This window comes from Streptomyces sp. LN549, from assembly GCF_043203805.1.
Classification (GTDB): domain Bacteria; phylum Actinomycetota; class Actinomycetes; order Streptomycetales; family Streptomycetaceae; genus Streptomyces.
Genome location: NZ_JAZHRI010000002.1, coordinates 3,583,314 through 3,607,138 on the forward strand (window position 1 = coordinate 3,583,314; position 23,825 = coordinate 3,607,138).

The 23,825-nt window shown below is 70.2% G+C and carries 24 protein-coding genes and 1 tRNA gene; 15 read left to right on the plus strand and 10 right to left on the minus strand.

Annotation, left to right across the window (positions count from 1 at the left end):
- Positions 1–5 precede the first annotated feature (5 nt).
- Positions 6–539: an SUKH-3 domain-containing protein gene (locus SH922_RS16015; RefSeq protein ID WP_393058631.1), complete on the plus strand. Its 534-nt coding sequence runs from the start codon at positions 6–8 to the stop codon at positions 537–539.
- Between the two features lie 13 nt (positions 540–552).
- Here SH922_RS16015 and SH922_RS16020 read toward each other — a convergent pair whose 3' ends face one another.
- Entirely contained in the window at positions 553–1,854 is a 1,302-nt protein-coding gene (locus SH922_RS16020) for a sensor histidine kinase (protein WP_393058632.1), read from the minus strand.
- Positions 1,855–2,053: 199 nt separating this feature from the next.
- On the opposite strand from SH922_RS16020, the gene SH922_RS16025 reads away from it, so the two are divergent.
- The 6 genes from SH922_RS16025 to SH922_RS16050 all read left to right on the plus strand — a co-directional run bounded on the left by SH922_RS16025 (position 2,054) and on the right by SH922_RS16050 (position 6,837).
- Positions 2,054–2,125: transfer RNA gene (locus tag SH922_RS16025), tRNA-Gln, on the plus strand.
- Positions 2,126–2,234: 109 nt separating this feature from the next.
- Positions 2,235–3,683, plus strand: coding sequence for a bifunctional UDP-N-acetylglucosamine diphosphorylase/glucosamine-1-phosphate N-acetyltransferase GlmU (gene glmU / locus SH922_RS16030; protein ID WP_393058633.1), 1,449 nt, complete (start codon positions 2,235–2,237; stop codon positions 3,681–3,683).
- 120 nt (positions 3,684–3,803) lie between these two features.
- Complete coding sequence (locus SH922_RS16035) at positions 3,804–4,778, plus strand: ribose-phosphate diphosphokinase (protein ID WP_024490433.1); 975 nt, start codon at positions 3,804–3,806, stop codon at positions 4,776–4,778.
- 201 nt (positions 4,779–4,979) lie between these two features.
- On the plus strand, positions 4,980–5,558 hold the full coding sequence (locus SH922_RS16040) for a 50S ribosomal protein L25/general stress protein Ctc (protein ID WP_393058634.1): 579 nt from the start codon (positions 4,980–4,982) through the stop codon (positions 5,556–5,558).
- A 113-nt stretch (positions 5,559–5,671) separates the two neighbouring features.
- Positions 5,672–6,265, plus strand: coding sequence for an aminoacyl-tRNA hydrolase (gene pth / locus SH922_RS16045; RefSeq protein WP_393058635.1), 594 nt, complete (start codon positions 5,672–5,674; stop codon positions 6,263–6,265).
- Positions 6,266–6,366: 101 nt separating this feature from the next.
- Positions 6,367–6,837, plus strand: coding sequence for a hypothetical protein (locus tag SH922_RS16050; protein WP_393058636.1), 471 nt, complete (start codon positions 6,367–6,369; stop codon positions 6,835–6,837).
- A 49-nt stretch (positions 6,838–6,886) separates the two neighbouring features.
- Here SH922_RS16050 and ppc read toward each other — a convergent pair whose 3' ends face one another.
- Positions 6,887–9,616, minus strand: coding sequence for a phosphoenolpyruvate carboxylase (ppc, locus tag SH922_RS16055; protein ID WP_393058637.1), 2,730 nt, complete (start codon positions 9,614–9,616; stop codon positions 6,887–6,889).
- A gap of 368 nt (positions 9,617–9,984) precedes the next feature.
- Here ppc and SH922_RS16060 point away from each other — a divergent pair, with 368 nt between their 5' ends.
- Positions 9,985–10,965, plus strand: a complete 981-nt coding sequence (locus tag SH922_RS16060) for an acyl-CoA desaturase (RefSeq protein ID WP_393058638.1) — start codon at positions 9,985–9,987, stop codon at positions 10,963–10,965.
- A complete protein-coding gene (locus SH922_RS16065) occupies positions 10,962–11,648 on the plus strand; it encodes a TetR family transcriptional regulator (protein ID WP_393058639.1) in 687 nt (228 codons plus the stop codon). The genes SH922_RS16060 and SH922_RS16065 overlap by 4 nt, the downstream gene beginning before the upstream one ends.
- Before the next feature lie 35 nt (positions 11,649–11,683).
- Here the strand turns inward: SH922_RS16065 and SH922_RS16070 are convergent, their stop codons facing one another.
- Positions 11,684–12,067, minus strand: a complete 384-nt coding sequence (locus SH922_RS16070; protein ID WP_393058640.1) for a VOC family protein — start codon at positions 12,065–12,067, stop codon at positions 11,684–11,686.
- Positions 12,067–12,864, minus strand: coding sequence for a trans-aconitate 2-methyltransferase (locus tag SH922_RS16075; protein ID WP_393058641.1), 798 nt, complete (start codon positions 12,862–12,864; stop codon positions 12,067–12,069). The genes SH922_RS16070 and SH922_RS16075 overlap by 1 nt, the downstream gene beginning before the upstream one ends.
- An 88-nt stretch (positions 12,865–12,952) precedes the next feature.
- On the opposite strand from SH922_RS16075, the gene SH922_RS16080 reads away from it, so the two are divergent.
- The gene (locus SH922_RS16080) at positions 12,953–13,450 is read left to right on the plus strand and encodes a MarR family transcriptional regulator (protein WP_326736646.1); all 498 of its coding nucleotides are present in this window, start codon (positions 12,953–12,955) and stop codon (positions 13,448–13,450) included.
- Here SH922_RS16080 and SH922_RS16085 read toward each other — a convergent pair.
- Positions 13,409–14,230: a LuxR C-terminal-related transcriptional regulator gene (locus SH922_RS16085; protein WP_393058642.1), complete on the minus strand. Its 822-nt coding sequence runs from the start codon at positions 14,228–14,230 to the stop codon at positions 13,409–13,411. The two genes, SH922_RS16080 and SH922_RS16085, sit on opposite strands and share 42 nt — an antisense overlap.
- Before the next feature lie 267 nt (positions 14,231–14,497).
- Between SH922_RS16085 and SH922_RS16090 the strand changes: the two genes are divergently transcribed.
- Complete coding sequence (locus SH922_RS16090; protein WP_393058643.1) at positions 14,498–14,941, plus strand: GNAT family N-acetyltransferase; 444 nt, start codon at positions 14,498–14,500, stop codon at positions 14,939–14,941.
- A 16-nt stretch (positions 14,942–14,957) separates the two neighbouring features.
- On the opposite strand, the gene galK is transcribed toward SH922_RS16090, so the two are convergent.
- The 3 genes from galK to galT are packed head-to-tail and all read right to left on the minus strand — an operon-like array spanning position 14,958 to position 18,141.
- On the minus strand, positions 14,958–16,124 hold the full coding sequence (gene galK, locus SH922_RS16095; RefSeq protein WP_393058644.1) for a galactokinase: 1,167 nt from the start codon (positions 16,122–16,124) through the stop codon (positions 14,958–14,960).
- The gene (galE, locus tag SH922_RS16100) at positions 16,121–17,101 is read right to left on the minus strand and encodes a UDP-glucose 4-epimerase GalE (RefSeq protein WP_393058645.1); all 981 of its coding nucleotides are present in this window, start codon (positions 17,099–17,101) and stop codon (positions 16,121–16,123) included. The genes galK and galE overlap by 4 nt, the downstream gene beginning before the upstream one ends.
- The gene (galT, locus tag SH922_RS16105; RefSeq protein ID WP_393058646.1) at positions 17,098–18,141 is read right to left on the minus strand and encodes a galactose-1-phosphate uridylyltransferase; all 1,044 of its coding nucleotides are present in this window, start codon (positions 18,139–18,141) and stop codon (positions 17,098–17,100) included. The genes galE and galT overlap by 4 nt, the downstream gene beginning before the upstream one ends.
- A gap of 224 nt (positions 18,142–18,365) precedes the next feature.
- Between galT and SH922_RS16110 the strand changes: the two genes are divergently transcribed.
- On the plus strand, positions 18,366–20,036 hold the full coding sequence (locus SH922_RS16110) for a sodium:solute symporter family protein (protein WP_393058647.1): 1,671 nt from the start codon (positions 18,366–18,368) through the stop codon (positions 20,034–20,036).
- 15 nt (positions 20,037–20,051) lie between these two features.
- A complete protein-coding gene (locus SH922_RS16115) occupies positions 20,052–20,348 on the plus strand; it encodes a hypothetical protein (protein WP_393058648.1) in 297 nt (98 codons plus the stop codon).
- Between the two features lie 36 nt (positions 20,349–20,384).
- Here the strand turns inward: SH922_RS16115 and SH922_RS16120 are convergent, their stop codons facing one another.
- The gene (locus SH922_RS16120; RefSeq protein ID WP_393058649.1) at positions 20,385–21,080 is read right to left on the minus strand and encodes a LuxR C-terminal-related transcriptional regulator; all 696 of its coding nucleotides are present in this window, start codon (positions 21,078–21,080) and stop codon (positions 20,385–20,387) included.
- 212 nt (positions 21,081–21,292) lie between these two features.
- On the opposite strand from SH922_RS16120, the gene SH922_RS16125 reads away from it, so the two are divergent.
- Both SH922_RS16125 and SH922_RS16130 read left to right on the plus strand, forming a co-directional pair.
- Positions 21,293–21,421 (plus strand): hypothetical protein, encoded by a 129-nt coding sequence (locus SH922_RS16125; RefSeq protein WP_393058650.1) that lies wholly within the window; start codon positions 21,293–21,295, stop codon positions 21,419–21,421.
- 6 nt (positions 21,422–21,427) lie between these two features.
- A complete protein-coding gene (locus SH922_RS16130; protein WP_393058651.1) occupies positions 21,428–21,739 on the plus strand; it encodes a hypothetical protein in 312 nt (103 codons plus the stop codon).
- A 72-nt stretch (positions 21,740–21,811) separates the two neighbouring features.
- On the opposite strand, the gene SH922_RS16135 is transcribed toward SH922_RS16130, so the two are convergent.
- Positions 21,812–23,740: a PQQ-binding-like beta-propeller repeat protein gene (locus tag SH922_RS16135; protein WP_393058652.1), complete on the minus strand. Its 1,929-nt coding sequence runs from the start codon at positions 23,738–23,740 to the stop codon at positions 21,812–21,814.
- Between the last annotated feature and the right edge of the window lie 85 nt (positions 23,741–23,825).

Below are 23,825 nucleotides of genomic sequence, written 5' to 3' on the forward strand. Positions count from 1 at the left end.
CCCCCATGCGCGACCGAACCGACCTGCCCGCACAAACAGGCCCGGCCGACCACGACCGCCACAGCTCCACCCGCTTCCCCGTCGCCGTCGATGCCGCCCTGCGCGCCGCCGGGTGGCAGCCCGGCCGCTGGGACATCCGCCAGGCCGAGGAGTGGGCCGACGCCCTGCGCTCCCACGCCTCACCCGCCGGACACCAGCACGCCGTCTTCCCCGCCGCGGTGGAGGCCTGGGCCGAGTTCGGCGGACTGCACATCACGGCCACCGCACCCGGACGGCAGATCGCCCCGGCATCGGTACGGATCGACCCACTGAGCGGACTCCACCTGGCCCGGACCCTGGGAGACCTCGGACGCGCCCTGGCAACCGAGGTCGCACCCCTGGGCGAGGAAGGGGACGGACAGGCCGTCCTCGCCATCGACGCGGACGGCCGGGTCTACAGCATCGACCACACCGGCGACTGGTACCTCGGACCCGACATCGACGGCGCCCTCGCCACACTCGTCACCGGAATCCAGCCGGAGCGCCTGGTCTCGGGCTGAGGACGCGGCGCCGTCACGCCGCGTCGACGTCCGGCAGGACCGCCGACACCCGGAAGCCACCGGCATCCGTGGGACCGGACACGAAGACGCCCCCCAGCCCCAGCACACGCTCCCGCATGCCGAGCAGCCCGTTGCCCCCGCTGGGCAGCCCCGCATCCGCCGTGGCCGCGTCCGACGGGCCGTTCTCCACCTGCATGGCGACCTCGGAGGCCCGGTGCGCAAGCCGCACCCACGCCTTCGCGCCCGCCGCGTGCTTGTGCACGTTCGTCAGGGCCTCCTGCACCACCCGGTACGCCGTCTGCTCGACCTCCGGCGCATACGAACGCGCCTCCCCCTCCACCGACAGCTCCACCGTCATCCCCGCCGCCCGTGACTCCCCCACCAGAGTCTCCATCTCGTCGAGCCGCGGCCCGTCCTCCGTCGCCACCGGCACCGCCCGGCCCACGGAAGCGAGCGGCACCTTCGTCACCCGCGCCATCATCGGCTCCCCGGTACGCAACACACCGAGCATCTCGCGCAGCTCCGTCAACGCCTGCCGCCCCATGTCTCCCACCAGCGCCGCATTGCGCACCGCCTTCGCCGGGTCCTTCGGCGCCACCGCCTGCAGGGCCGCCGCGTGGACCACCATCAGGCTCACCCGGTGCGCGACCACGTCGTGCATCTCACGGGCGATCCGGTTCCGCTCCTCGGTACGCGCCCACTCCGCCCGCTCCTCCGCGCGGTCCGCGAGCAGCGACAGCTCCCGCTCCAGCGAGTCCGCCCGCTCCCGCAGGCTCTCCATCAGCCGGCGCCGCGCCCCTATGTAGAGGCCGAACAGCACCGGCGGCGCGGTCAGGCCCACCGCCATGAAGAGGGACAGCACCGGGACGTACCAGTCACCGGGACCGAAGTCCGCGTCGGCGTCGACGCCCTGCCGCAGCCGTACGTACGTGACGATGAACGTCCCCACCAGCGACATGCTCATCAGCACCGCGGTGATCCGCCGCGGCACATCGGACGCGGCCAGCGTGTACAGGCCGGCCAGGCCCATCAGGAAGCCCATCTCGGCCGGCGTCGTCGCGATCGACACGAGCACCACGGCGATCGGCCACTTCCGCCGTACCAGCAGCACGGCCCCGGCGAACAGCCCGAACACCACCCCCAGCGGCACCGGCAGCCCGGTGTCCCCCGCGAATTCCACCCCTTCCAGCGCACACTCCAGCGCCGATACCAGCGCCAGTCCCACATCCAGTGCGACACTCCGTCGCCGTTCCCACCACCAGTAGCCGCGGGTGGTCGGTCCCGCCGCTTCCCGGTCTGCCCCCGTTGCGGTCATGGCATCCAGCGTACGGGCGGGTGCACCTCATTTTCGGGTGACCTGCACAGCACGTCGCGGCGTCGAACGGATTCGAATGAGTGGTGTGCGTCCGAACGAAAGCGCAGACCTATACCGTCGCGTCGAAGGCCGGTGGTACGGCATAGTGTTGGGTGCCGATCCGGCGAGCTGACGCAATGTCCGGTTAGTTCGCCTTTGTTCCCCCATGGTGTAATTGGCAGCACAGTAGCTTTTGGTGCTATTTGTCCGGGTTCGAGTCCTGGTGGGGGAGCCTCTTGGCGCGGGCCCCGACCTCACCGGTCGGGGCCCGCACCCATGTCCGGCCCAGCACCCCCCGGTATCCTGCGGATGTCCACCACCCGAAGCCGAAGGGCATATCCGTGAGCTCCGTACGCCCGGCAGCCGTCGTCGTCCTCGCAGCGGGTGAGGGCACCCGTATGAAGTCGAAGACCCCCAAGGTCCTGCACGAGATCTCCGGGCGCTCGCTCGTCGGACATGTCGTCGCAGCCTCCCGCGAGCTGGACCCGCAGCACCTCGTCGTGGTCGTCGGCCACGCGAGCGAGCAGGTCACCGCCCACCTCACCGCCGCGGACGCCCAGGTGCGCACCGCCTACCAGGCCGAGCAGAAGGGCACCGGGAACGCGGTGCGCGTCGGGCTCGACGAGCTGGGCGGGACCGTCGAGGGCACCGTGATCGTCGTCTGCGGCGACACCCCGCTGCTGTCCGGCGCGACGCTCGCCGCCCTCGCCGCCACCCACACCGCCGACGCCAACGCCGTCACCGTGCTCAGCGCCGAGGTGCCCGACTCCACCGGCTACGGCCGGATCGTCCGCGACGCGGCGACCGGCGCGGTCACCGAGATCGTCGAACACAAGGACGCCACCGACGCGCAGCGCGCGATCCGGGAGATCAACTCCGGGGTGTTCGCGTTCGACGGGCAGCTCCTCACGGACGCGCTCGGCAAGGTGCGTACGGACAACAGCCAGGGCGAGGAGTACCTCACCGACGTGCTGTCCATCCTGCGTGAGGCCGGGCACCGGGTCGGCGCGTCGGTCGCCACCGACCACCGGGAGATCCTCGGGATCAACAACCGGGTGCAGCTCGCCGAGGCCCGCCTGCTGCTGAACCAGCGGCTGCTGGAGCAGGCGATGACGGCGGGTGTGACCGTGGTGGATCCGGCGTCCACGCTGATCGACGCCACCGTCACGTACGAGCGGGACGCGCTCGTGCACCCGGGCACCCAGCTGCTGGGGACGACGCATCTCGCGGAGGACGCCGAGGTCGGTCCGAACTCGCGGCTGAGGGACACCGTCGTCGGCGCGGGTGCGCGAGTGGACAACACGGTCGCGGACGGGGCCGAGATCGGTCCGGGTGCGACGGTCGGCCCGTTCGCGTACCTGCGGCCGGGGACGCGGATGGGCGCGAAGTCCAAGGCCGGTACGTACGTGGAGCTGAAGAACACGACGATCGGCGAGGGGACGAAGGTCCCGCACCTGTCGTACGTGGGCGACGCGACGATCGGTGACCACACGAACATCGGCGCCGCGAGCGTCTTCGTGAACTACGACGGTGTGAACAAGCACCACTCGACGATCGGCTCGCACTGCCGGACCGGTGCGGACAATATGTTTGTGGCGCCTGTCACGGTCGGGGACGGCGTCTACACCGCTGCGGGCTCGGTCATCACGAAGGACGTGCCGGCCGGTTCACTGGCCGTGGCCCGTGGCCAGCAAAGGAATATCGAGGGTTGGGTGGCCCGTAAGCGTCCGGGCAGTGCGGCCGCGCAGGCGGCCCAGGCCGCGGCAGAGGACACCGGCAGCGAAAGCTGACCGGAAACAGGTGCGCCGCGCACGGCGTACCGTGATAGATGCTCACCCCATTTCGGCTGGCTCGTTGCACATCGGGACATCTGCGTGCAGCGCCAGATACACGTCTGAGGAGACTGTGCTGTGACCGGGATCAAGACGACCGGCGAGAAGAAACTGATGTTCTTCTCCGGCCGCGCCCACCCCGAGCTGGCCGAGGAGGTTGCGCACCAACTGGGTGTGGGCCTCGTGCCGACGAAGGCCTTCGATTTCGCCAACGGTGAGATCTACGTCCGTTTCCAGGAGTCCGCCCGCGGCGCCGACTGCTTCCTGATCCAGAGCCACACGGCTCCGATCAACAAGTGGATCATGGAGCAGCTGATCATGCTGGACGCGCTGAAGCGCGCGTCGGCCCGTTCCATCACGGTGATCGTGCCGTTCTACGGCTACGCCCGTCAGGACAAGAAGCACCGCGGCCGCGAGCCGATCTCGGCCCGTCTGATCGCGGACCTGATGAAGACGGCGGGTGCGGACCGCATCCTCACCGTCGATCTGCACACCGACCAGATCCAGGGCTTCTTCGACGGCCCGGTCGACCACCTCTTCGCGCTGCCGATCCTGGCCGACTACGTCGGTGCGAAGGTCGACCGCTCGAAGCTGACGATCGTCTCCCCGGACGCCGGCCGCGTGCGTGTCGCCGACCGCTGGTGCGACCGCCTGGACGCCCCGCTGGCGATCGTGCACAAGCGCCGCGACAAGGACGTCCCCAACCAGGTCAGCGTCCACGAGGTCGTCGGCAACGTCGAGGGCCGGGTCTGTGTCCTCGTCGACGACATGATCGACACCGGTGGCACGATCTGCGCCGCCGCTGACGCCCTGTTCGCGCACGGCGCCGAGGACGTCATAGTGACGGCGACGCACGGTGTGCTCTCGGGTCCGGCCGCTGACCGGCTGAAGAACTCGAAGGTCAGTGAGTTCGTCTTCACGGACACGCTGCCGACCCCGGGCGAGCTGGAGCTCGACAAGATCACGGTGCTCTCGATCGCGCCGACGATCGCGCGCGCGGTGCGTGAGGTGTTCGAGGACGGTTCGGTCACGAGCCTCTTCGAGGAGCAGTAGGCACTTCCCCTCCGGGGCGAAGAGCGTCACAGAAGATCCACTTTGGGTGCGGCCTCCCCGCCGGGTAGACTCAGCGAGTTGCTCGGCGAGGGAGGCCGTACTCATAGGTACGGCGGTCCGTTATCGACGCGCTCTTCGTAGCAGGCCTGTCGTGGGCCGGGTGACCATCCGCAGTTTTGTCACCTTACGAGGAGTGCAGTCATGGCCGAGATCAAGCTCAACGCCGCGGTCCGTTCGGAGTTCGGCAAGGGCGCCGCCCGCCGCACCCGTCGCGCCAACCTGGTCCCCGCGGTCGTCTACGGCCACGGCGCCGACGCGGTCCACATCACGCTGCCGGCTCACGAGCTGCACCTCGCGCTCCGTACCGCCAACGTCCTGATCGGTCTCGAGATCGACGGCAAGGACGCCCTGGTCATCCCGAAGGCCGTGCAGCGCAACGCCCTCAAGGGCAACATCGAGCACGTCGACCTGCTGACCGTGAAGCGCGGCGAAAAGGTCGAGGTCGAGATTGCGGTGCACGTCGAGGGCGAGCTGGCCCCGGGCGGCAACCTGCTCGAGTACGTGCAGAACACCCTGCTCGTCGAGGCCGAGGCCACCCACATCCCCGAGTCCGTCACGGTCTCCATCGCGGGCCTGGACGCCGGTGACTCGATCCTCGCCAAGGACGTCCCGCTGCCCAAGGGTTCCGTGCTGGCCGGTGACGAGGACGCCGTCGTGCTCCAGGTCGTCGCCGCTCAGGTCGAGGAAGCCCCCGCGGAGGAAGCTCCCGCCGAGGCCTGATCCTCACCCCACCTGCTTGACTGACGGGGCGGCGGTCTCCCTCCAGGGGGCCTGCCGCCCCGTTTCCCTGTTCCCTGTCTGCCACCCGCCCGTACGCGAGGAGACCCAGCGCCATGTCCGACGCCAACGACCCCTGGCTGATCGTGGGCCTGGGCAATCCCGGTCCCGAGTATGCGGCGAACCGCCACAACGTCGGCTTCATGGTCGCCGACCTGCTCGCGGAGCGGATCGGCGGGAAGTTCAAGCGGGCCCCCAAGGCCCAGGCTCAGGTGCTGGAGGGGCGGATCGGTCCGCCCGGGCCGTTGAGCCGCCGGGTGGTGGTGGCCAAGCCGATGTCGTACATGAACCTGTCCGGTGGCCCGGTCTCTGCGCTGCGCGACTTCTACAAGGTGCCGCTGGATCACGTCGTGGCGGTCCATGACGAGCTGGACATCGACTACGGGGCGCTGCGGCTGAAGCTGGGCGGTGGCGACAACGGCCACAACGGGCTGAAGTCGATGACGAAGTCGCTGGGACCCGACTACCACCGGATCCGGTTCGGCATCGGGCGTCCGCCGGGGCGGATGCAGGTGGCTGACTTCGTACTGAAGGACTTCTCGTCCACGGAGCGCAAGGAGCTCGCTTTCCTGGTGGACCGGGCGGCGGACTCGGTGGAGTGTCTGCTGGCGGAGGGGCTGGAGCGGGCGCAGAGCGCGTACAACTCCTGAGCTGCGCGGGCGTGCGCGAATCCCGACATACCCACTGGTAACCATGCTGTTTTCAGCCATGGCTTGACCGACCGCATGGCCCTGGCCAAAGATCGGCCCCCATGAAGCGCAGCTCCTCCCACCCTGCCCTGCAGTACGGCCGAAGCGCGGCGCTCGGCCTTGTCGTCCTGCTGCTGCTTGTCGCGGGTGTGCTGTCCTCGTGGGACTCGGCCCATCACATCGTGCTGGCGAAGGGGCGCGAGCACGGGACGATGACGGTCACGGGCTGCGGGGCCGATGTCTGCACGGGTCCGTTCACGCCGTCGGACGGGGCTGTGGCGCGTTCCCGGGTGACGGTGGACAAGTCCGTCGCGGCCCGTAAGGGCGACCGGTTCCCGGTCGTCGTGAAGCCCGGCACCGATGACGTGGTACGCACCGGGACGCCGGGTTTTCTGCATGCGTGGGTGCCGTTGGGCGGGGCGCTGATCCTGGCCGCGCTGCTGATCGGCGGCGGTCTGCGGCTGCCCCGCATCGCCTGGGGAACCGGGATCGCGGGCGGGGCCCTGCTCGTGGCGACGTTCATCGCCCTGTGACAGGACCGCACCCGCGATCGCGTTGGTCAGCCGGTGCTGATGTCGCTGATCAGCCGGTGTTGCGCAGACCCGCGGCCACACCGTTGACGGTGAGCAGCAGGGCGCGGGCGAGCAGCGGGTCGGCTTCCTCGCCGCGTTCGACCGCCTGGCGCTGGCGGGCCAGCAGGGACACCTGGAGGTAGGAGATCGGGTCCAGGTAGGCGTCACGGATGGCGAAGGTCTGCTGGAGCACCGGGCTGGTGCCGAGGAGTTCGGTGCTGCCGGTGATCCTGAGGACCTCCTGGACGGTCAGCGCGTGCTCGGCCTCGATGGCGTCGAAGACGTGCTTGAGCTCGTCGGGGACGAGCGTGTCGACGTAGTGCCGGGCGATGCGCAGGTCGGTCTTGGCCAGGGTCATCTCGACGTTCGAGAGGAAGTTCTGGAAGAAGTGCCACTGCTCGTGCATCTCTTCCAGGACGGTGTCCAGACCGGCCTCGCGCAGCGCCTTGAGGCCGGAGCCGACGCCGTACCAGCCGGGCACGATCTGCCGCGACTGGGTCCAGCCGAAGACCCACGGGATGGCGCGCAGGCCGTCGAGCGAGACGCCCGAGCCGGGGCGGCGGGAGGGCCGCGAGCCCAGGTGCAGGTCGGCGAGCTGGTCCACCGGGGTGGAGGCGAGGAAGTACGTCGGCAGGTCGGGGTCCTCGACCAGCTTGCGGTACGCGGCGTGGGCGGCGTCCGAGACGGTGTCCATGGCCGCGTCCCAGCGGGCCAGGGCCTCGTCGGACTGGCGGGGCGCGGTGTGCAGCGCGGAGGCCTGGAGGGTGGCCGCGACGGTCAGTTCCAGGTTCTCGCGGGCGAGGGCCGGGATGAGGTACTTGTCGGAGATGACCTCGCCCTGCTCGGTCACCTTGATCTCGCCCTCCAGCGTGCCCCACGGCTGCGCGAGGATCGCGTCGTGCGAGGGGCCGCCGCCGCGGCCGACGGTGCCGCCGCGGCCGTGGAAGAGGCGCAGGCGTACGCCGTAGCGGTGGGCGACGTCGCGGAGCCGGCGCTGGGCGCGGTGGATCTCCCACTGGGAGGTGGTGATGCCGCCGAACTTGGAGGAGTCGGAGTAGCCGAGCATGACCTCCTGCACGTCACCGCGGAGCGAGACGAGGCGGCGATAGGAGGGGTCGGCGAGCATCTCGTCGAGGATGACGTCGGCGGCCTTGAGCTCGTCGGTGGTCTCCAGGAGCGGGACGATGCCGATCTTGGCCCAGCCGCCGTGCAGGTCGAGGAGGCCGGCCTCGCGGGCGAGGACGGCTGCGGCGAAGACGTCGTCGGCGCCCTGGCACATCGAGATGATGTAGGACTCGATGACTTCGGGGCCGAAGCGCTCGAAGGCTTCCTTGATGGTGTGGAAGACGCCGAGGGTCTTCTCGCCCGCGGCGTCCAGCGGGGCCGGGGTCGGGGCGAGCGGCCGACGGGAGCGGAGCTCCTTGGCGAGGAGCTTCTGCCGGTAGTCGCGCGGCATGTCGGCGTAGCGCCAGGACTCCTCGCCGAGGCGGTCGAAGAGCTGGCCGAGCGCGTGGTGGTGGGCGTCGGCGTGTTCGCGTACGTCCATCGTGGCGAGCTGCAGACCGAACGCGGAGAGCGTACGGATCGTGCGGTCCATCCGGCCGTCGGCGACGATGCCGCCCCTGTGCTCGCGCAGCGAGGTCTGGATGAGGGCCAGGTCGGCGATGAGTTCGGCTGTGCCGAGGTAGTCGCAGCCGGGGCGGTGCGGGGTGCCGGATGCGAGGCGCTCGCGGGTGTTGACGAGCTTCTGCCGGATGCAGGTGGCCTTGAGCCGGTAGGGCTCCTCGGCGTTCAGCCGCTTGTAGCGGGGGCTGATCTCCGGGAGCGCCTCCAGGTCGGCCTGGAGGGAGCTGAGGAGCTCGTCGGTGGCTCCGGTGTAGCGGATGGAGTTGGAGAGCAGTCCGCGCAGCTGGTCGACGAGTTCGAGGGCGTCGGTGATGCCGTGCTCGTGCTGGAGGATCAGCACCTCCCAGGTGACGGCGGGCGTCACGTTGGGGTTGCCGTCGCGGTCGCCGCCGATCCAGGTGCCGAAGGTGAGCGGGCGGGTGCCCGCGGGCAGCTCGACGCCGACGCGCTCCAGCTCGGCGGCCAGGTCCTCCAGGACGTCGCCCACGGCGTTGGCGTGGAGTTCGTCGAGGTAGTAGATGGCGTTGCGGGCCTCGTCGGCGGGCTCCGGGCGGACCACGCGCAGTTCGTCGGTCTGCCAGATGAGGTCGATGTTCTCGGCGAGCCGGATGTCCTGGCGGCGCCGGTCGGCCTCGATGACCGGGGTCTCCAGGAGTGCGGCGATGCGGCGGAGCTTGTTGAGTACGGAGCGCCGCGCGGCTTCTGTGGGGTGCGCGGTGAAGACGGGCCGTACGTTGAGGTTCTTGACCGTCTCGCGCAGGTGCTCGGGGTCCGCGTCCTTGAGCCGGTCGGCGGTCCGGGCGAGGAGTCCGCCTTCGGCGGCGCGCCGGTCACGCATCTCGTGGGCGCGGTGGACCTGCTCGGTGACGTTGGCGAGGTGGAAGTAGGTGGAGAAGGCCCGCACGAGCTGCGCGGCGGTCTCCAGGTCCGTGTCGCCGAGGAGCTCGGCCGCGGCCTCGCCGTCGGTACGGGTCAGGGCGCGGACGCGCTCGACGAGGTCGAGGAGCTCCTGGCCCTCCTGGCGTACGAGGGTCTCGCCCAGCAGGTCGCCGAGGCGGCGGATGTCGGCGCGCAGCTCGGGGCTGGCGGCAGGGGTCTGGTCGGCACTGCTCACAGTGTGCGGCTCCTTGCAGTGGTTGAGCACGGGATCCGGGGCCCGCGGCTGGCAGCGGTGCTGACGCAACCCCCCGGGTGGCAGGGTGCGGACCGCGCTGTCCGACCTCTCCAGGATAGGTGTCCGTGCTGTCGGTGCTGTTCGCGCCCCGAGAGGTGCCTGCCTGTTCATAGCGGGTACATGCGGGGTACGCGTCATGTCCCCTACCCCGTATGGCACCCGTACGTGCCAGGTCCATCGTCCTCCCGTGTGGCGGGCCTTCTCGCTGCCATACTTACGACGCCGTAGGTTACGGGTGCGTAGCCCGAGGGTCCGCCGTTCGGAGGCCCTGCCTTTCCGCCGCATTCTCACCCCACAGGGGACTCCCCATGAAGACCAGCCCCGAAGTGATCGAGGCCGCTCAGACGGCCGACGGTCAGGCCCTTCCCCCCGCCACGCTCGGCGGGGACAACAAGCGGTCGATCGAGCAGATCGCGCTCCTGCTGTTCATCGTCGTGCCTTTCGTGGCTCTGGTCGCGGCGGTGCCGCTGGCCTGGGGCCGCGGTGTGAGCTGGCTCGATCTGGGCCTGCTGGTGGCGATGTACTACATCGGCTGCCATGGCATCACGATCGGTTTCCACCGGTATTTCACGCACGGTTCGTTCAAGGCGAAGCGTCCGCTCCGTATCGCGTTGGCCGTGGCCGGTTCGCTGGCGGTGGAGGGCCCGGTGGTCCGCTGGGTGGCCGATCACCGCAAGCACCACCGCTTCTCGGACGCGGAGGGTGACCCGCACTCGCCGTGGCGCTTCGGCGAGACGCTGCCGGCCCTGATGAAGGGCCTCTGGTGGGCGCACATCGCCTGGATGTTCGACGAGGAGCGGACGCCTCAGCAGAAGTACGCCCCCGATCTGATCAGGGACCCGGCGATCCGCGGGATCTCCCGTCACTTCCTCACCTTCACGATCGTCTCGCTGGCCATTCCGCCGCTGGTGGGGGGCCTGGTCACGATGTCGTGGTGGGGTGCGGCGACCGCGTTCTTCTGGGGTTCACTGGTCCGGGTGGCGCTGTTGCACCATGTGACCTGGTCGATCAACTCGATCTGTCACGCGGTCGGCAAGCGCCCCTTCAAGTCCCGTGACAAGTCCGGCAACGTGTGGTGGCTGGCGGTCCTGTCGTGCGGTGAGTCCTGGCACAACCTGCACCACGCCGACCCGACGAGTGCACGGCACGGCGTGATGCGAGGTCAGATCGATTCGAGCGCGCGGCTGATCCGCTGGTTCGAGAAGCTGGGCTGGGCGACCGATGTGCGCTGGCCCGACTCCGCCCGTATCGAGTCCCGGCGCCACCCCGCGCAGGCCGACGCGGCATGATTGACGACGTGGCGACCGACTCAAGCGCAAGCAGCGAGAACACCCGTGCACCCTCCGCCCGGCGAGCCCGCCGGGTGCGGATGACCGGGAAGGAACGCCGCGAGCAACTGCTGGACATCGGTCGCACGCTCTTCGCCGACAAGGGCTTCGAAGGCACGTCGGTGGAGGAGATCGCGGCGCGGGCCGGGGTCTCCAAGCCGGTGGTGTACGAGCACTTCGGCGGCAAGGAGGGGCTCTACGCCGTGGTCGTGGACCGGGAGATGCGTCAGCTCCTGGACATGGTGACCAGTGCGCTGACCGCCGGCCATCCGCGTGAGCTGCTGGAGCAGGCGGCGTTCGCGCTGCTGGACTACATCGAGACGTCCACGGACGGATTCCGCATCCTGGTCCGCGACTCGCCGGTGGCCCAGTCGACGGGCACGTTCGCCTCCCTCATCAGTGATATCGCCACGCAGGTGGAGGACATCCTGGGTCTGGAGTTCAAGGCCCGGGGCTTCGATCCGAAGCTGGCCCCGCTGTATGCGCAGGCGCTGGTCGGCATGGTGGCGCTGACCGGCCAGTGGTGGGTGAACGCGCGCAAGCCCAAGAAGGCGGAGGTCGCCGCCCATCTGGTGAATCTGGCGTGGCACGGTCTGGAGAACCTGGAGTCGAAGCCGCGGCTGATAGGGCATCGCAAGAACTGAGCGGCGGCGTGGCACACGTACCCGACGGGGCCCCGTCACCGGTTCTCCGGTGCCGGGGCCCCGTCCGGTTCCAGGAACTCCAGCCGGTTGCCCACCGGGTCGTGGCTGAAGAAGCGGCGGTGGCCCGGCAGGTCCCCGTCCCATCGCACCTCGGCGCCGCGCTCCGTCAGCCGGGCCGCGTACGCCTCGATGTCCCGCACCCGCAGGCCCGGGTGGGCCTTGCGGGCCGGGCGGAAGTCCGCCTCGACGCCCAGGTGGAGCTGGACCGGTCCGGTCTGGAACCAGCAGCCGCCGCGGGCGGCCAGGACCGGTGGCTTGGGGATCTCCGTCATGCCGAGGATGTGCACGTAGTACGTGCGCAGCGCCTCCTCCGAGCCTGCGGGGGCGGCCAGCTGGACGTGGTCGACGGCGGCGATCATCACTTCTCCCGGTGTGCGACGGCGAAGATGCGGCGGAACGGGAAGACCGTGCCGTGCGGGCCCGCGGGGTATGCGGCGCGCAGCAGGTCGCGGTATTCGCCGAGGAAGGCGTCCCTGGCCTCCTCGTCGTCGGCGAGGGCGGTGAGGACCGGGCGCAGCCCGGTGCCCTTCACCCAGTCGAGGACGGCGTCCTCGCCGTGCAGGAGGTGGAGGTAGGTGGTCTCCCAGACGTCGGCGGTGCGGCCGGGAGCGGTGAGGCGGTCCAGGTAGCCGGCGGGGCTCAGGACCGCGTCCGTGTGGCGCAGACGGCCGCCCAGGCGGGAGCGCCAGCGCGGGGACTCGGCGAGTTCGCGCATCAGGGCGTGCGAGGGCTGGTCGAAGTTGCCCGGGACCTGGAGGGCGAAGGTGCCGCCGGGGGTGAGGGCGTCCAGCCAGTCCGGGAAGCGGTCGGCGTGGCCGGGGACCCACTGGAGCAGGGCGTTGGAGATGATCAGGTCGTGCGGCTGCGCGGGGGTCCACGTCGCGGCGTCGGCCTCGGCGAAGTCCAGCAGGGCGGTGGCGTGGGCGCGGGCCCGGTCCAGCATCTGCGGGGAGTTGTCGTAGCCGGTGATGCGGGCCCGGGGCCAGCGCGCGGCGAGCAGGGCGGTGACGTTGCCCGCGCCGCAGCCGAGGTCGGCGATGCGGGGGGCGGCGGCGTCCGGCAGCTCGGGCACGTGGGCCAGCAGGTCGTGGAAGGGGCGGGTGCGATGGTCCGCGTGGCGCAGGTACTGCTGCGGATCCCAGGTGGGTGCGGTCATGGGGCCAGGATCGGCGAATAAGTATCTTGATGTCAAGACACTTGAATTCAAGAGACTTCATGTCGACAGACCCTCTACACTGATCCACATGGAGGACGAGGTCGACCGACTGGTCGCTGCATGGCGCCGAGAGCGCCCCGACCTCGACGTGGAACCACTCGAGGTCCTCAGCCGCGTCTCCCGCCTGGCCCGCCACCTCGACCGGGCCCGCCGGATCGCCTTCGCCGAGCATCACCTGGAGCCGTGGGAGTTCGACGTCCTCACGTCGCTGCGCCGCGCGGGCGACCCGTACCAGCTCTCCCCCGGCCAGCTCCTCACCCAGACCCTGGTCACGTCGGGCACGATGACCAACCGCATCGACCGACTGACCAAGAAGAATCTCGTCGAGCGGCTCCCCGACCCCAGCGACCGCCGTGGCGTGCTGGTCAGGCTCACCGCCGAGGGCCGCGACAAGGCCGACCAGTCACTGGCCGGCCTGCTCGCCCAGGAGCGCGCCATCCTGGGTGAGCTCTCCCGCCGGCAGCGGGGCGAACTGGCGGGACTGCTACGCCAGTTGACTGCCCCGTTCGACAACATCCCCGGCTAGGACCGGCACCGGGACCGGCGCTTCCAGGTCGGCCGGGCCGACGCCCGCCCGCCGGGCCAGCGCGACCGCCGCCAGCGTCGAGTGCACACCCAGCTTCCCCAGCACGTTCTGCATGTGTGTACGCACGGTGTGCGGGGAGAGGAAGAGCCGCTCCGCCACCGCCTTGCGGCCGAGTCCCGCCACCATGCAGCGCAGCACCTCACGCTCGCGCGGGGTCAGGGACTCGACGAGCTGTTCGCTCTCCGTGCGGTGCTTGCGGTCCGCCATCAGCTCCCGCAGCACGCCGGTGAGCAGCGCGGGCGGCAGATGGGTCTCCTCGCGCAGCACACCCCGGATCACCGCGAGCAGCCGTTGCAGTGAGCTGTCCTTGGCGACCCAGCCGCAGGCGCCCGCCTGGAGTGCGAGCGCGGCCCGGCGCGGGTCGTCCTTCTCGGCCAGGACCACCGTGCGCACCGACGGCCGAAGCGAACGGATGCCGGCCACCAGGGAGATGCCGTCGACCAGGCCGTTCTCCCCGGTGTTCGGAGCGGGCACCGGCACCGGGCCCGCGGCAGGGCGGCCCGGCGGGCGCACGATGCCCAGTTCGGCATCGACCAGTATCACGTCGTAACCGCGCCCCTCGGCCGCCGCCCGTTCCAGACAGCGCAGGGCGGCCGGGCCGCTGCCCGCCGCGGCCACGTCGACGTCCGGCTCGGCGGCGAGCGCCGCGGCGAGTGACTCGGCGAAAATGCGGTGGTCGTCGACGACGAGAACCCGGATACGGGCCACAGACACCCCCATGCTGCGCGTTCTGGGGCGCCCGAAGCGTGCGACCCCCGGAGGGGACGGACCGGCGCGGGTACGACGCCCGGAGCGGGGAGTTGAACCGCAGTCCACGGCCGCCGCCGTGCTCCGACTGCCATCCCGCCCGGGCGTCGCACCCGGCTGTCTCGTACCCCTGAATCAGCACCGGCCCCCGCCGGTGCTGTGCATCAGCGTACGGGCGGCGGCCCGGAGCGGAAGGAGAATCACAGAACTGACGGGCAGTCGGGTCCTAGGGTGTTGTTCATGTTCCGTCTTGAGACAGAAGTGGACAAAGAACGACGTCAGCTGCTGAACAGGTGGCTGCGTGACGACAACACCGCACGCTCACCGCGGATCCGCGCCCTGCGCGATACGCCGGCCGCGCTCGAAGTCCCTTTGGAGGTATGGGCGCTGGACGAGGAGGGCCGGCTCGCCGCGGGACTGACCGGCCGCACCTGGGCGTACTGGCTCCATGTGGATCTGCTCTGGGTCGACGCCCGCCACCGCGGTTCCGGCCTCGGCTCGCGGATGCTCGCCGAGGCGGAACGGGTGGCCCGGACGGACCGGTCCTGCACCCGCTCCCGGGTGGAGACCTGGGACTTCCAGGCCCCGGACTTCTACCGGAAACGGGGTTACGAGGTGAGCGGGCGGGTCGACAACTACCCGCCAGGAGTCACCGAGTTCACACTCACCAAGGAGCTCGGCTGAACGGTTGGCGCCCGGCTCAGACGAGCCGGCGGGCCCCAGCCGACGGCGTCGCGGGGAACACGCCCGGGGCCGCGTAGCCCGCCGCGGCGAACGCCTCCTGCACGGACTTGGTGACCGTGTCCGCCTGCGACTCCTCCACGAGCACGATCGCCGAGCCGCCGAAGCCGCCGCCGGTCATCCGCGCACCGAGCGCGCCGGCCGTGTTCGCCGTCTCGACGACCAGGTCCAACTCCACGCAGGAGACGCGCAGATCGTCGCGGAGCGAGACGTGGCCCGCCGTGAGGACCGGGCCGGCCGCGCGCACCTCGCCCGCGTCGAGCAGCGCGATGACCTGCTCGACGCGCTGGTTGTCGCCGACCACGTGCCGTACGTAGCGCACGACGGACTCGTCCGCGCCGGCCGCGGCCAGGGTTTCGAGCGCGGCACCCAGTCCCTCGTACGGAAGCTCGCGCAGGGTACGGATGCCGAGCAGGCGGGCGCCCTCCTCGCAGCCGGCCCGGCGCTCCGCGTACGCGCCGTCGCCCAGCGCGTGCTTGACGCGGGTGTCGACGACCAGGAGCCGCAGCCCCTGGGCGGCCAGGTCGAAGGGGACCTGGCGCTGGGTGAGGTCGCGGGTGTCCAGGTGCAGGGCGTGGCCGTCGGTGCAGCAGGCCGACGCCATCTGGTCCATGACGCCGCAGGGGACGCCGACGAACGCGTTCTCGGCGCGCTGGGCGAGGACCGCGAGCTCGGCGGGGGTCAGCCCGAGCCCGAAGAGGTCGTTCAGGGCCAGCCCGGTCACCACTTCGAGGGCGGCGGACGAGGAGAGCCCGGCGCCGGTGGGGACGGTGGAGGACAGCTGGATGTCGGCACCGGTGATCTCGTGGCCGGCCTCGCGCAGCGCCCAGACGACACCGGCCGGGTAGGCAGCCCAGCCGTGGCCGGAATGCGGGGCCAGCTCGTCGACGCGGAGCTGGACGACGCCGCCCGGCACATCGGTGGAGTGGAGCCGCAGCTCGCCGTCGGCACGGCGGGCGACGGCGGCCCGTGCGGTGTGCGGCAGCGCGAGCGGCATCACGAAGCCGTCGTTGAAGTCGGTGTACTCGCCGATCAGGTTGACCCGGCCGGGGGCGGCCCAGACCCCCTCGGGGGCGGTCCCGTAGAGCTCGGTGAAGGAGGCGGTCAGCTCAGCGTGGTCGGTCATGGTGCGGTGGGCTCCTCTCGGCGGGCGAACGTCCAGGCGTCAGAGACGATTCCGGCCAGGTCGGCGCGGGACGGCTGCCAGCCGAGGCGCTCCCTGGCGGTTGCGGCGGAGGCGACGAGGACGGCCGGGTCGCCGCCGCGGCGGGGGGCCGCGGTCTCGGGGACCGGGTGGCCGGTGACCTGGCGGACCGTCTCGATGACCTCGCGGACCGAGAAGCCGTTGCCGTTGCCGAGGTTGCAGATCAGGTGCTCGCCCGCGGTGGCGGCGTCGAGGGCCAGCAGGTGGGCCTCGGCGAGGTCGGCGACGTGGATGTAGTCGCGGACGCAGGTGCCGTCCGGGGTGGGGTAGTCGTCGCCGTAGACGGAGATCGACTCGCGCTGGCCGAGCGCGACCTGGAGGACCAGCGGGATGAGGTGGGACTCGGGGCTGTGCCGCTCGCCGCAGCTGCCGTAGGCCCCCGCCACGTTGAAGTACCGCAGCGAGACCGCGGCCAGTCCGTGGGCGGCCGCCTCGCCGGTGATCATGTGGTCGACGGCGAGCTTGGTGGCGCCGTACGGGCTGGTCGGGGCGGTGGGGTCGGCCTCGGTGATGGGGCTGGAGACCGGCTCGCCGTAGGTGGCGGCGGTGGAGGAGAAGACCAGGGTGCGCACCCCGGCGTCACGCATCGCGGCGAGCAGGGCTGTGGAGCCGCCGACGTTGTTGACCCAGTACTTCTCCGGGTCGGCGACGGACTCGCCGACCTGGGAGTACGCGGCGAAGTGCAGCACCCCGTCGTAGGAGGAGTCCAGCCACTTGGCGGCGTCCTGGATGCGGCCCTCGATGAACTCGGCGCCGGCCGGGACGCCCTCGCGGAAGCCGGTGGAGAGGTCGTCGAGGACGGTGACGGTGTGACCCGCCTCCAGCAGGTGCTGGGCGACCACACTGCCCACGTATCCCGCGCCGCCGGTCACCAGGTACTTCTTCGGGGACTTGCTCACTCGCTCGCTACCTCTCGCAGTCGCTGGGCCGCGGTCTCCGGCGGCACGTCGTTGATGAACACGTTCATGCCGGATTCGGAACCCGCGAGGAACTTCAGCTTGCCGGAGGTACGTCGGATGGTGAAAAGCTCCAGATGGAGCGCGAAGTCATCCCGTCCCTCGACCCCGAACGGCGCCTGGTGCCAGGCGGAGATGTACGGGGTCGGCGGCTCGCCGGGGCCGAAGATCCGGTCGAATCGCCTCAAGAGTTCCAGATAGACCTGTGGGAACTCGCGTCGTGCGGCCTCGTCGAGCTCCCGCAGGTCGGGGACGCGGTGGCGCGGGTAGAGATGGACCTCGTACGGCCAGTGCGCCGCGTACGGCACGAAGGCCACCCAGTGCTCGCCGGCGAGCACGATCCGCGAGCCGTCGGCCTCCTCGCGGGCCAGCACGTCGTCGAAGAGGTTGCCGCCGGTCTCGGCGCGGTGGGCGGCCGCGGAGCGGAGCATCAGTTCGGTGCGCGGGGTGACGAAGGGGTAGCCGTAGACCTGGCCGTGCGGGTGGCCGAGCGTGACGCCGATCTCGGCGCCCCGGTTCTCGAAGCAGAACACCTGCGTGACCTGCGGGAGCTCGGCGAGCTCCGCGGTGCGGTCGGTCCACGCCTCCAGGACGAGTGCGGCCTGCTCCTCGGTGAGGTCGGCGAAGGACGCGTCGTGGTCGGAGGTGAAGCAGACGACCTCGCAACGGCCGGAGTCACCGGCGAGCGAGGGGAAGCGGTTCTCGAAGACGGCGACGTCGTAGTCCGGCTCCGGGATCTCGCTCTGCCGGCCCTCCCGCGAGGGGCAGAGCGGGCACTCGTCGGCCGGCGGGTGGTAGATCCGGCCCTGGCGGTGCGAGGCGATGGCGACGCTGTCGCCGAGGAGCGGGTCGCGGCGGACCTCGGACGAGGTGGAGACGGGGTCGAGCGGACGCCGGTCGACTGCGTCGCGCACGACGTCGTCACGGCTGTCGTAGTAGATCAGCTCCCGGCCGTCGGCGAGCGTCGTAACCGTCTTCTTCACCAGACTCCTCCCAAACAGAACCGAACACAATGAACCACAAATCAACAGGCTCGTCAATGAGTCCGCGGCGGTGACGTGACGGGAATCTCGCGGGGTCGAGGCCGGAGTTTTCGGCAATACGATCACAATCCAACAAAGAACCTCATGGGAACTGTTCATTTTCTGAACACAAGAGCGTAGTTTCCTTCGGGTTCAGTTCGCGCAACGAAGCGAGTACCCCCCACATGCAATATCTGGCTGCAGGGCTCCGGCTCCCCACCAACGGGCTCGACTACACGATCCTGGCGATCTACTTCGCCGTCGTTCTCGGCATCGGCTTCGCCGCCCGGGCGAGCGTGAGGACGAGCCTCGACTTCTTCCTCTCCGGACGGTCACTGCCCGCCTGGGTGACCGGTCTGGCCTTCGTCGCGGCGAATCTCGGTGCCACCGAGATCCTCGGCATGGCGGCGACCGGCGCGCAGTACGGCGTCGCGGTCGTCCACTGGTACTGGATCGGCGCCATCCCGGCGATGGTCTTCCTGGGCCTCGTGATGATGCCCTTCTACTACCGGTCGAAGGTGCGCTCCGTACCGGAGTACCTCCTCCAGCGCTTCGACAAGTCGGCGCACCTGCTGAGCTCCATACTCTTCGCCTTCGCGGCGATCCTGATCGCGGGCGTCAACCTGTACGCCCTGTCGATCGTCGTGGAGGCGCTTCTCGGCTGGCCGCAGTGGGTCGCGATCGTGGTCGCGGGCTTCTTCGTGCTGATCTACATCACCATCGGCGGGCTCTCCTCCGCGATCTACAACGAGGTGCTGCAGTTCTTCGTCATCCTCGCCGCGCTGATACCGCTGACCCTGCTGGGCCTCAAGCGCGTCGGCGGCTGGGACGGACTGAGCGGTTCGCTGGAGAAGAGCCACGGCCAGGACTTCATGTCCGCCTGGGGCGGCACCGGCATCGGCGACGCCAACCCCCTCGGGGCCAACTGGCTGACGATCATCCTCGGCCTGGGCTTCGTGCTCTCGTTCGGCTACTGGACGACCAACTTCGCCGAGGTGCAGCGCGCCCTGTCCGCGAAGAACCTCTCGGCCGCGCAGCGCACCCCGCTGATCGCCGCGTTCCCGAAGATCTTCATCGTCTTCCTCGTGATGATCCCGGGCCTGGTCGCCGCCGTCCTCGTACCGAAGATCGGCACCCCGGGCTCGGACCTGACCTACAACGACGCGATCCCGCTGCTGATGCAGGAGCTGCTGCCCAACGGCGTGCTCGGCATCGCGGTGACGGGCCTGCTGGCCGCGTTCATGGCGGGCATGGCCGCCAACGTCTCCTCGTTCAACACCGTGTTCACCACGGACATCTGGGCGCGGTACGTGAAGAAGGACCAGCCGGACGCGTACTACCTGCGCTTCGGCCGGCGGATCACGGTGGTCGGTGTGCTGGCCTCCATCGGCACGGCGTTCATCGCCGCCAGCTTCTCCAACATCATGAGCTACCTCCAGACGCTGTTCTCCTTCTTCAACGTCCCGATGTTCGTCGTCTTCATCATCGGGATGTTCTGGAAGCGCGCCTCGATGAAGTCGGGCGTCTGGGGCCTGGTCGCGGGTACCACCGCCGCGATGATCAACTACTTCGTGATCTACAAGCAGGGTGTCATCGACATCCCGACCGACCAGGGCGCCAACTTCGTCTCCGCGATCGTCGGCTTCGTCGCCGGTGCGGTCGTCATGGTCGCCGTCACGCTGTTCACGGCCCCCAAGCCCGAGGCCGAACTGGCCGGTCTGGTCTACGGAACCGAGTCCCCCGACGCCGACGAGGTGCCCGATGAGGGCGACAGCGCCTGGTACCGCAGGCCCGCGCTGCTGGGCTGGGGCGCGATCGTGCTCGCCGCCCTGTGCTACGTCCCGTACTCGTTCTGATCGGAGTCACCCACCATGTCCGACCTGCACAAGGAAGTCTCCGATCTGGAGAAGAAGTCCGCCACGGCGGCCCGTCTCTTCGACATCCGGACGATCATCGGCGGTCTCTTCGTGGTCTACGGAGTCATCGTCACCATCGCGGGGATCAACCCGTCCGACGCCGACCTGAAGAAGGCCGAGGGCGTCCACATCAACCTGTGGACGGGTCTCGCCATGCTGGCCCTGGGGCTGTTCTTCCTGGTCTGGCTGAAGCTGCGCCCGGCCCAGCCGCCGGCCACCGCCCCGGACGCCACGGACGCGCCCGGCAACTGAGGCTCCGTCGCCACCGCCCGCAGGGGCCGGACACCGTCAGCCGACGGGGTCCGGCCCCTGCGGCGCCCCCAGGACCGCCCGGTCCAGCAGGCCCGTGCGGGCGGCGAGCGCCGCCGCCTCCAGCCGGGAGCCGACGCCCAGCTTCATCAGCACGCGCTGCACATGCGTACGGGCGGTGCTCGGCGCGATCCGCATACCGGCCGCGATCAGCCGGGTGTCCTCACCTTCGGCGACCCGGACCAGGACCTCGACCTCGCGCGGGGTGAGCATCTGCAGCAGCCGCCGGCCCTCGTCGTCCGGCTGCGCCGCCGGGTTGAGCAGTTCGGTGAACGCGCCCTGGAGCAGCTGCGGGGCGATGGCCACCTCACCGGCGCGCGCCTTGGCGATGGCCCGCTCGACGCCCTCGATGCGCTCGTCGTGCCGGACGTATCCCGAGGCGCCTGCCGCGAACGCGGCCGCGATGCCGCGCGGACTGGGCACCGGACCGAGGACCACCACGGCGGTCTGCGGGCGCTCGCGCCTGATCCTGACGACCGGGTCGAAGGTGCCCGGTTCGGCGGGTGACGCCGTGCCGAACAGGCAGATCTCCGGAGCCCTGCTGACGACCAGTTCCGCCGCCCCGGAGGTGGGCGCGGCAGCGGCGAGCACCCGGTGTCCCCGCAGTTTCAGTGCCGAGGCGAGTGCCTCGGCCAGCAGTCGGTGGTCATCGATCACCATGAGCCGCACGCCCATCGAGAAACCCCCCATAGCACCGGCAGGCCCCCCGGCCCTCTTCAGACCCGGCAAGTTACACGCTTGTTCGAGGCGGCGGGTGTCTTAGTGGCCAGAAGGATCGAGATAACCGACTTCGGGTGCCTTGAGGGCGAGTTGATGGCTCATCATGGCCGAATTCAGCCTGTTGCAATCTGCATGCTGACCATTACGGATCACCTTCTGGGGGAATCTTGCGTCTCAAGAAGACTCTGCTCGTCTCCGCGGCCACCTGTGCCGTGCTGGCAGGACCCGCGTTCACCGGTACGGCTGCCGCCGCGTCCAACGTCACCGGCGAAGACGTCTCGACGACGTGGGGATAGGCGGAGGTGCAGGCCGCCAGGCGGCTGAACCCGTACAAGCTCGACCCGCTCTACCTGTACGTGAAGGACAAGGACGCCGACGGTCACTCGGTGGGCGTGCGTCTGATCACCACCGGCGACGCCGGCACCCACTACTTCCCGATCCACCGGGTCTCCACCGGTGCCGGCACCGCATGGGGCGCGACCAGCTACGCCAACCCCGGTGGCTGGATCAGCACCGCCCGGATCGAGCTGTGCCAGATGGAGGGCAGCACGATCCTGAAGTGCGTCTCGTCCGGCATCATGTACCCGGCCTTCGACGACAGCAGCAGCTCCTGATGCCGTTACGGGTGAGGACATGCGTGAGGGGGTGGAGCCGGACGGCTCCACCCCCTCACGCACATCCGTGGGTCAGCTCGTGCTGAACGAGACGACGAGGTACTCCTTGTCGTCCAGCGAGCTCTCCCGCGGCTTGCTGACCATCGTCTCCGAGATGTACAGCTTGCCGTTGCCGTAGATGTACTCGGCGTAGTCCGAGGAGAAGCTGGTCTCCGCGTCCCGGACGGACTCGTCGCCCGGGTTGTCCATCAGCACGGTCTGCTTGAAGGTCCCGCCGTCGATGGAGACGACCTGGCCGCCCTTGTCGTACGGGGGCTCCTTGTACGCGATGATGTTGCCGCCGTCCATCCGCACCGGGAACATCGAGTAGCGGTCGCCCGCGTCGGCGCGGTCGCTGGTCGGCTTGCCGGTGGTCAGGTCGAACGAGACGATCTCGTTGGTGTTGCCGTACTCCCCGGTGCCCTCGTGCTCCTCGGTGGGCACGTAGATGCGGTTGTTGCCGACGGCGAGGTGCTGGCAGCTCTCGACCTTGGTGGCGCGGCAGCTCGCCGCGTACTTCTCGCCGTCCGCCGCGATCCTGGTGAGCAGCTTGCCGCTGGACGCGTCGATCGAGAAGAAGTCCGAGATGCCGCTGCCGTCACCCGCGGTGTCGCCGACGTCGGCGGCGACGACCAGCGGCTTGGTGGAGACGATGCTCGCGTAGTCGACGCCCGGCGGCATCTTGTACGAGGAGAGCGGGGCGCCCGTCGTCGGGTTCAGGGCCTGGATGACGAGCTGCGGGTCGTCGTACGTACCGCACTTGCGGACCACGGCGAGTGCCTCGCCGCCGCCGTACCCCTTGTCGTAGCAGCCGTCCGTGCTGACCTTCGGCTTCCAGCGCTCGGCGCCTGTGTTCAGGTCGAAGGCCGCGCCGCCCTCGGTGCCGCCGGCGGCGATCGTGGTGCCGCTGAGGGTGATCTCGTCGAACCGGACCGGGCGGTCACCGCCGGTGGACGCGGTCACCGACTTGCTCCACAGGAGCTTGCCGGTGTTCAGGTCGAGGGCGCCCACCTGGTTGCAGGTGGGGTACTTGTTCGCCGCGCTCCGCTTGCCCTCCTCGAAGGCGACGGCCGTCTTGAAGTCCTTGCTCATGTACCGGGAGGCGGCACACAGCTGGCCGTCCAGCGGGATCGACCAGAGCTTGGTGCCCTTGGCCAGGTCGTAGCCGACGACCTCGTTGACGCCCGTCTTCACGTACGCCTTGTCGGTCAGCCAGGAGCCGGCGACCGTGGTGACATCGGTGACCTTGGGCTGCGGAAGCTGGAAACCGACCTGGGCCTTGATGTTGGCCGGGGCCTTCTCCTTGCCGCCACCGCCGAGGCTGCTGCCCGAACCGCCCTTGTTCTCGCCGGTGGTGCCGGCGGAGGTGGACGCCTCGTCCTTCTTCTTGTCGCCGTCGCCGCCACTCGATGCGAACCAGACACCGCCGCCGATGATCAGCGCCACGGCGACCACCGCGGCGACGATGATCTGGGACTGGGTGGAGAACTTCTTCGGCCCGTTGCCGCCGGGCTGCGGCGGCTGGTACGGCTGCTGCATCGGAGCGGTCGGGTAGCCGTAGCCCTGCTGCGTCGGCTGGCCGGGCGGGAATCCGTACCCCTGCTGCGGCGCCTGGCCGGGCGGGAATCCGTAGCCGGACGGCTGCTGGGGCCCGCCCTGCGGCGGTGCCTGCTGCGGGAATCCGTAACCGGGCTGCGTCGGCGGCTGGTCCTGCGGGTAGCCGTAGCCGGGCTGCTGCTGGGGCGGACCCGCGGGGGGCGGGGAGCCGTAGCCGCCCGGGGCCGGCGGCGGCGGGGTGGCCGGCTGCTTGCCGAACGGGTCTGCGGGCGGCGGCGTCGGGGCGCCGAAACCACCCGGCGGCGGGTCCTGCGGGGCACCGAAACCACCGGGCGGGGGGTCCTGCGGCGCGCCGAACCCGCCCTGGGGCGGGTCGTTGGGCGGCGGCTGGGGCGGCTGCGTCATGGCGTTGCGTACCTCTGGAGAAGGGGATTCGGGCGGTGGGCCGGAGCCGGTCGCGGGCGGGTCTGTCTCCGTCCGCGACCGGTGA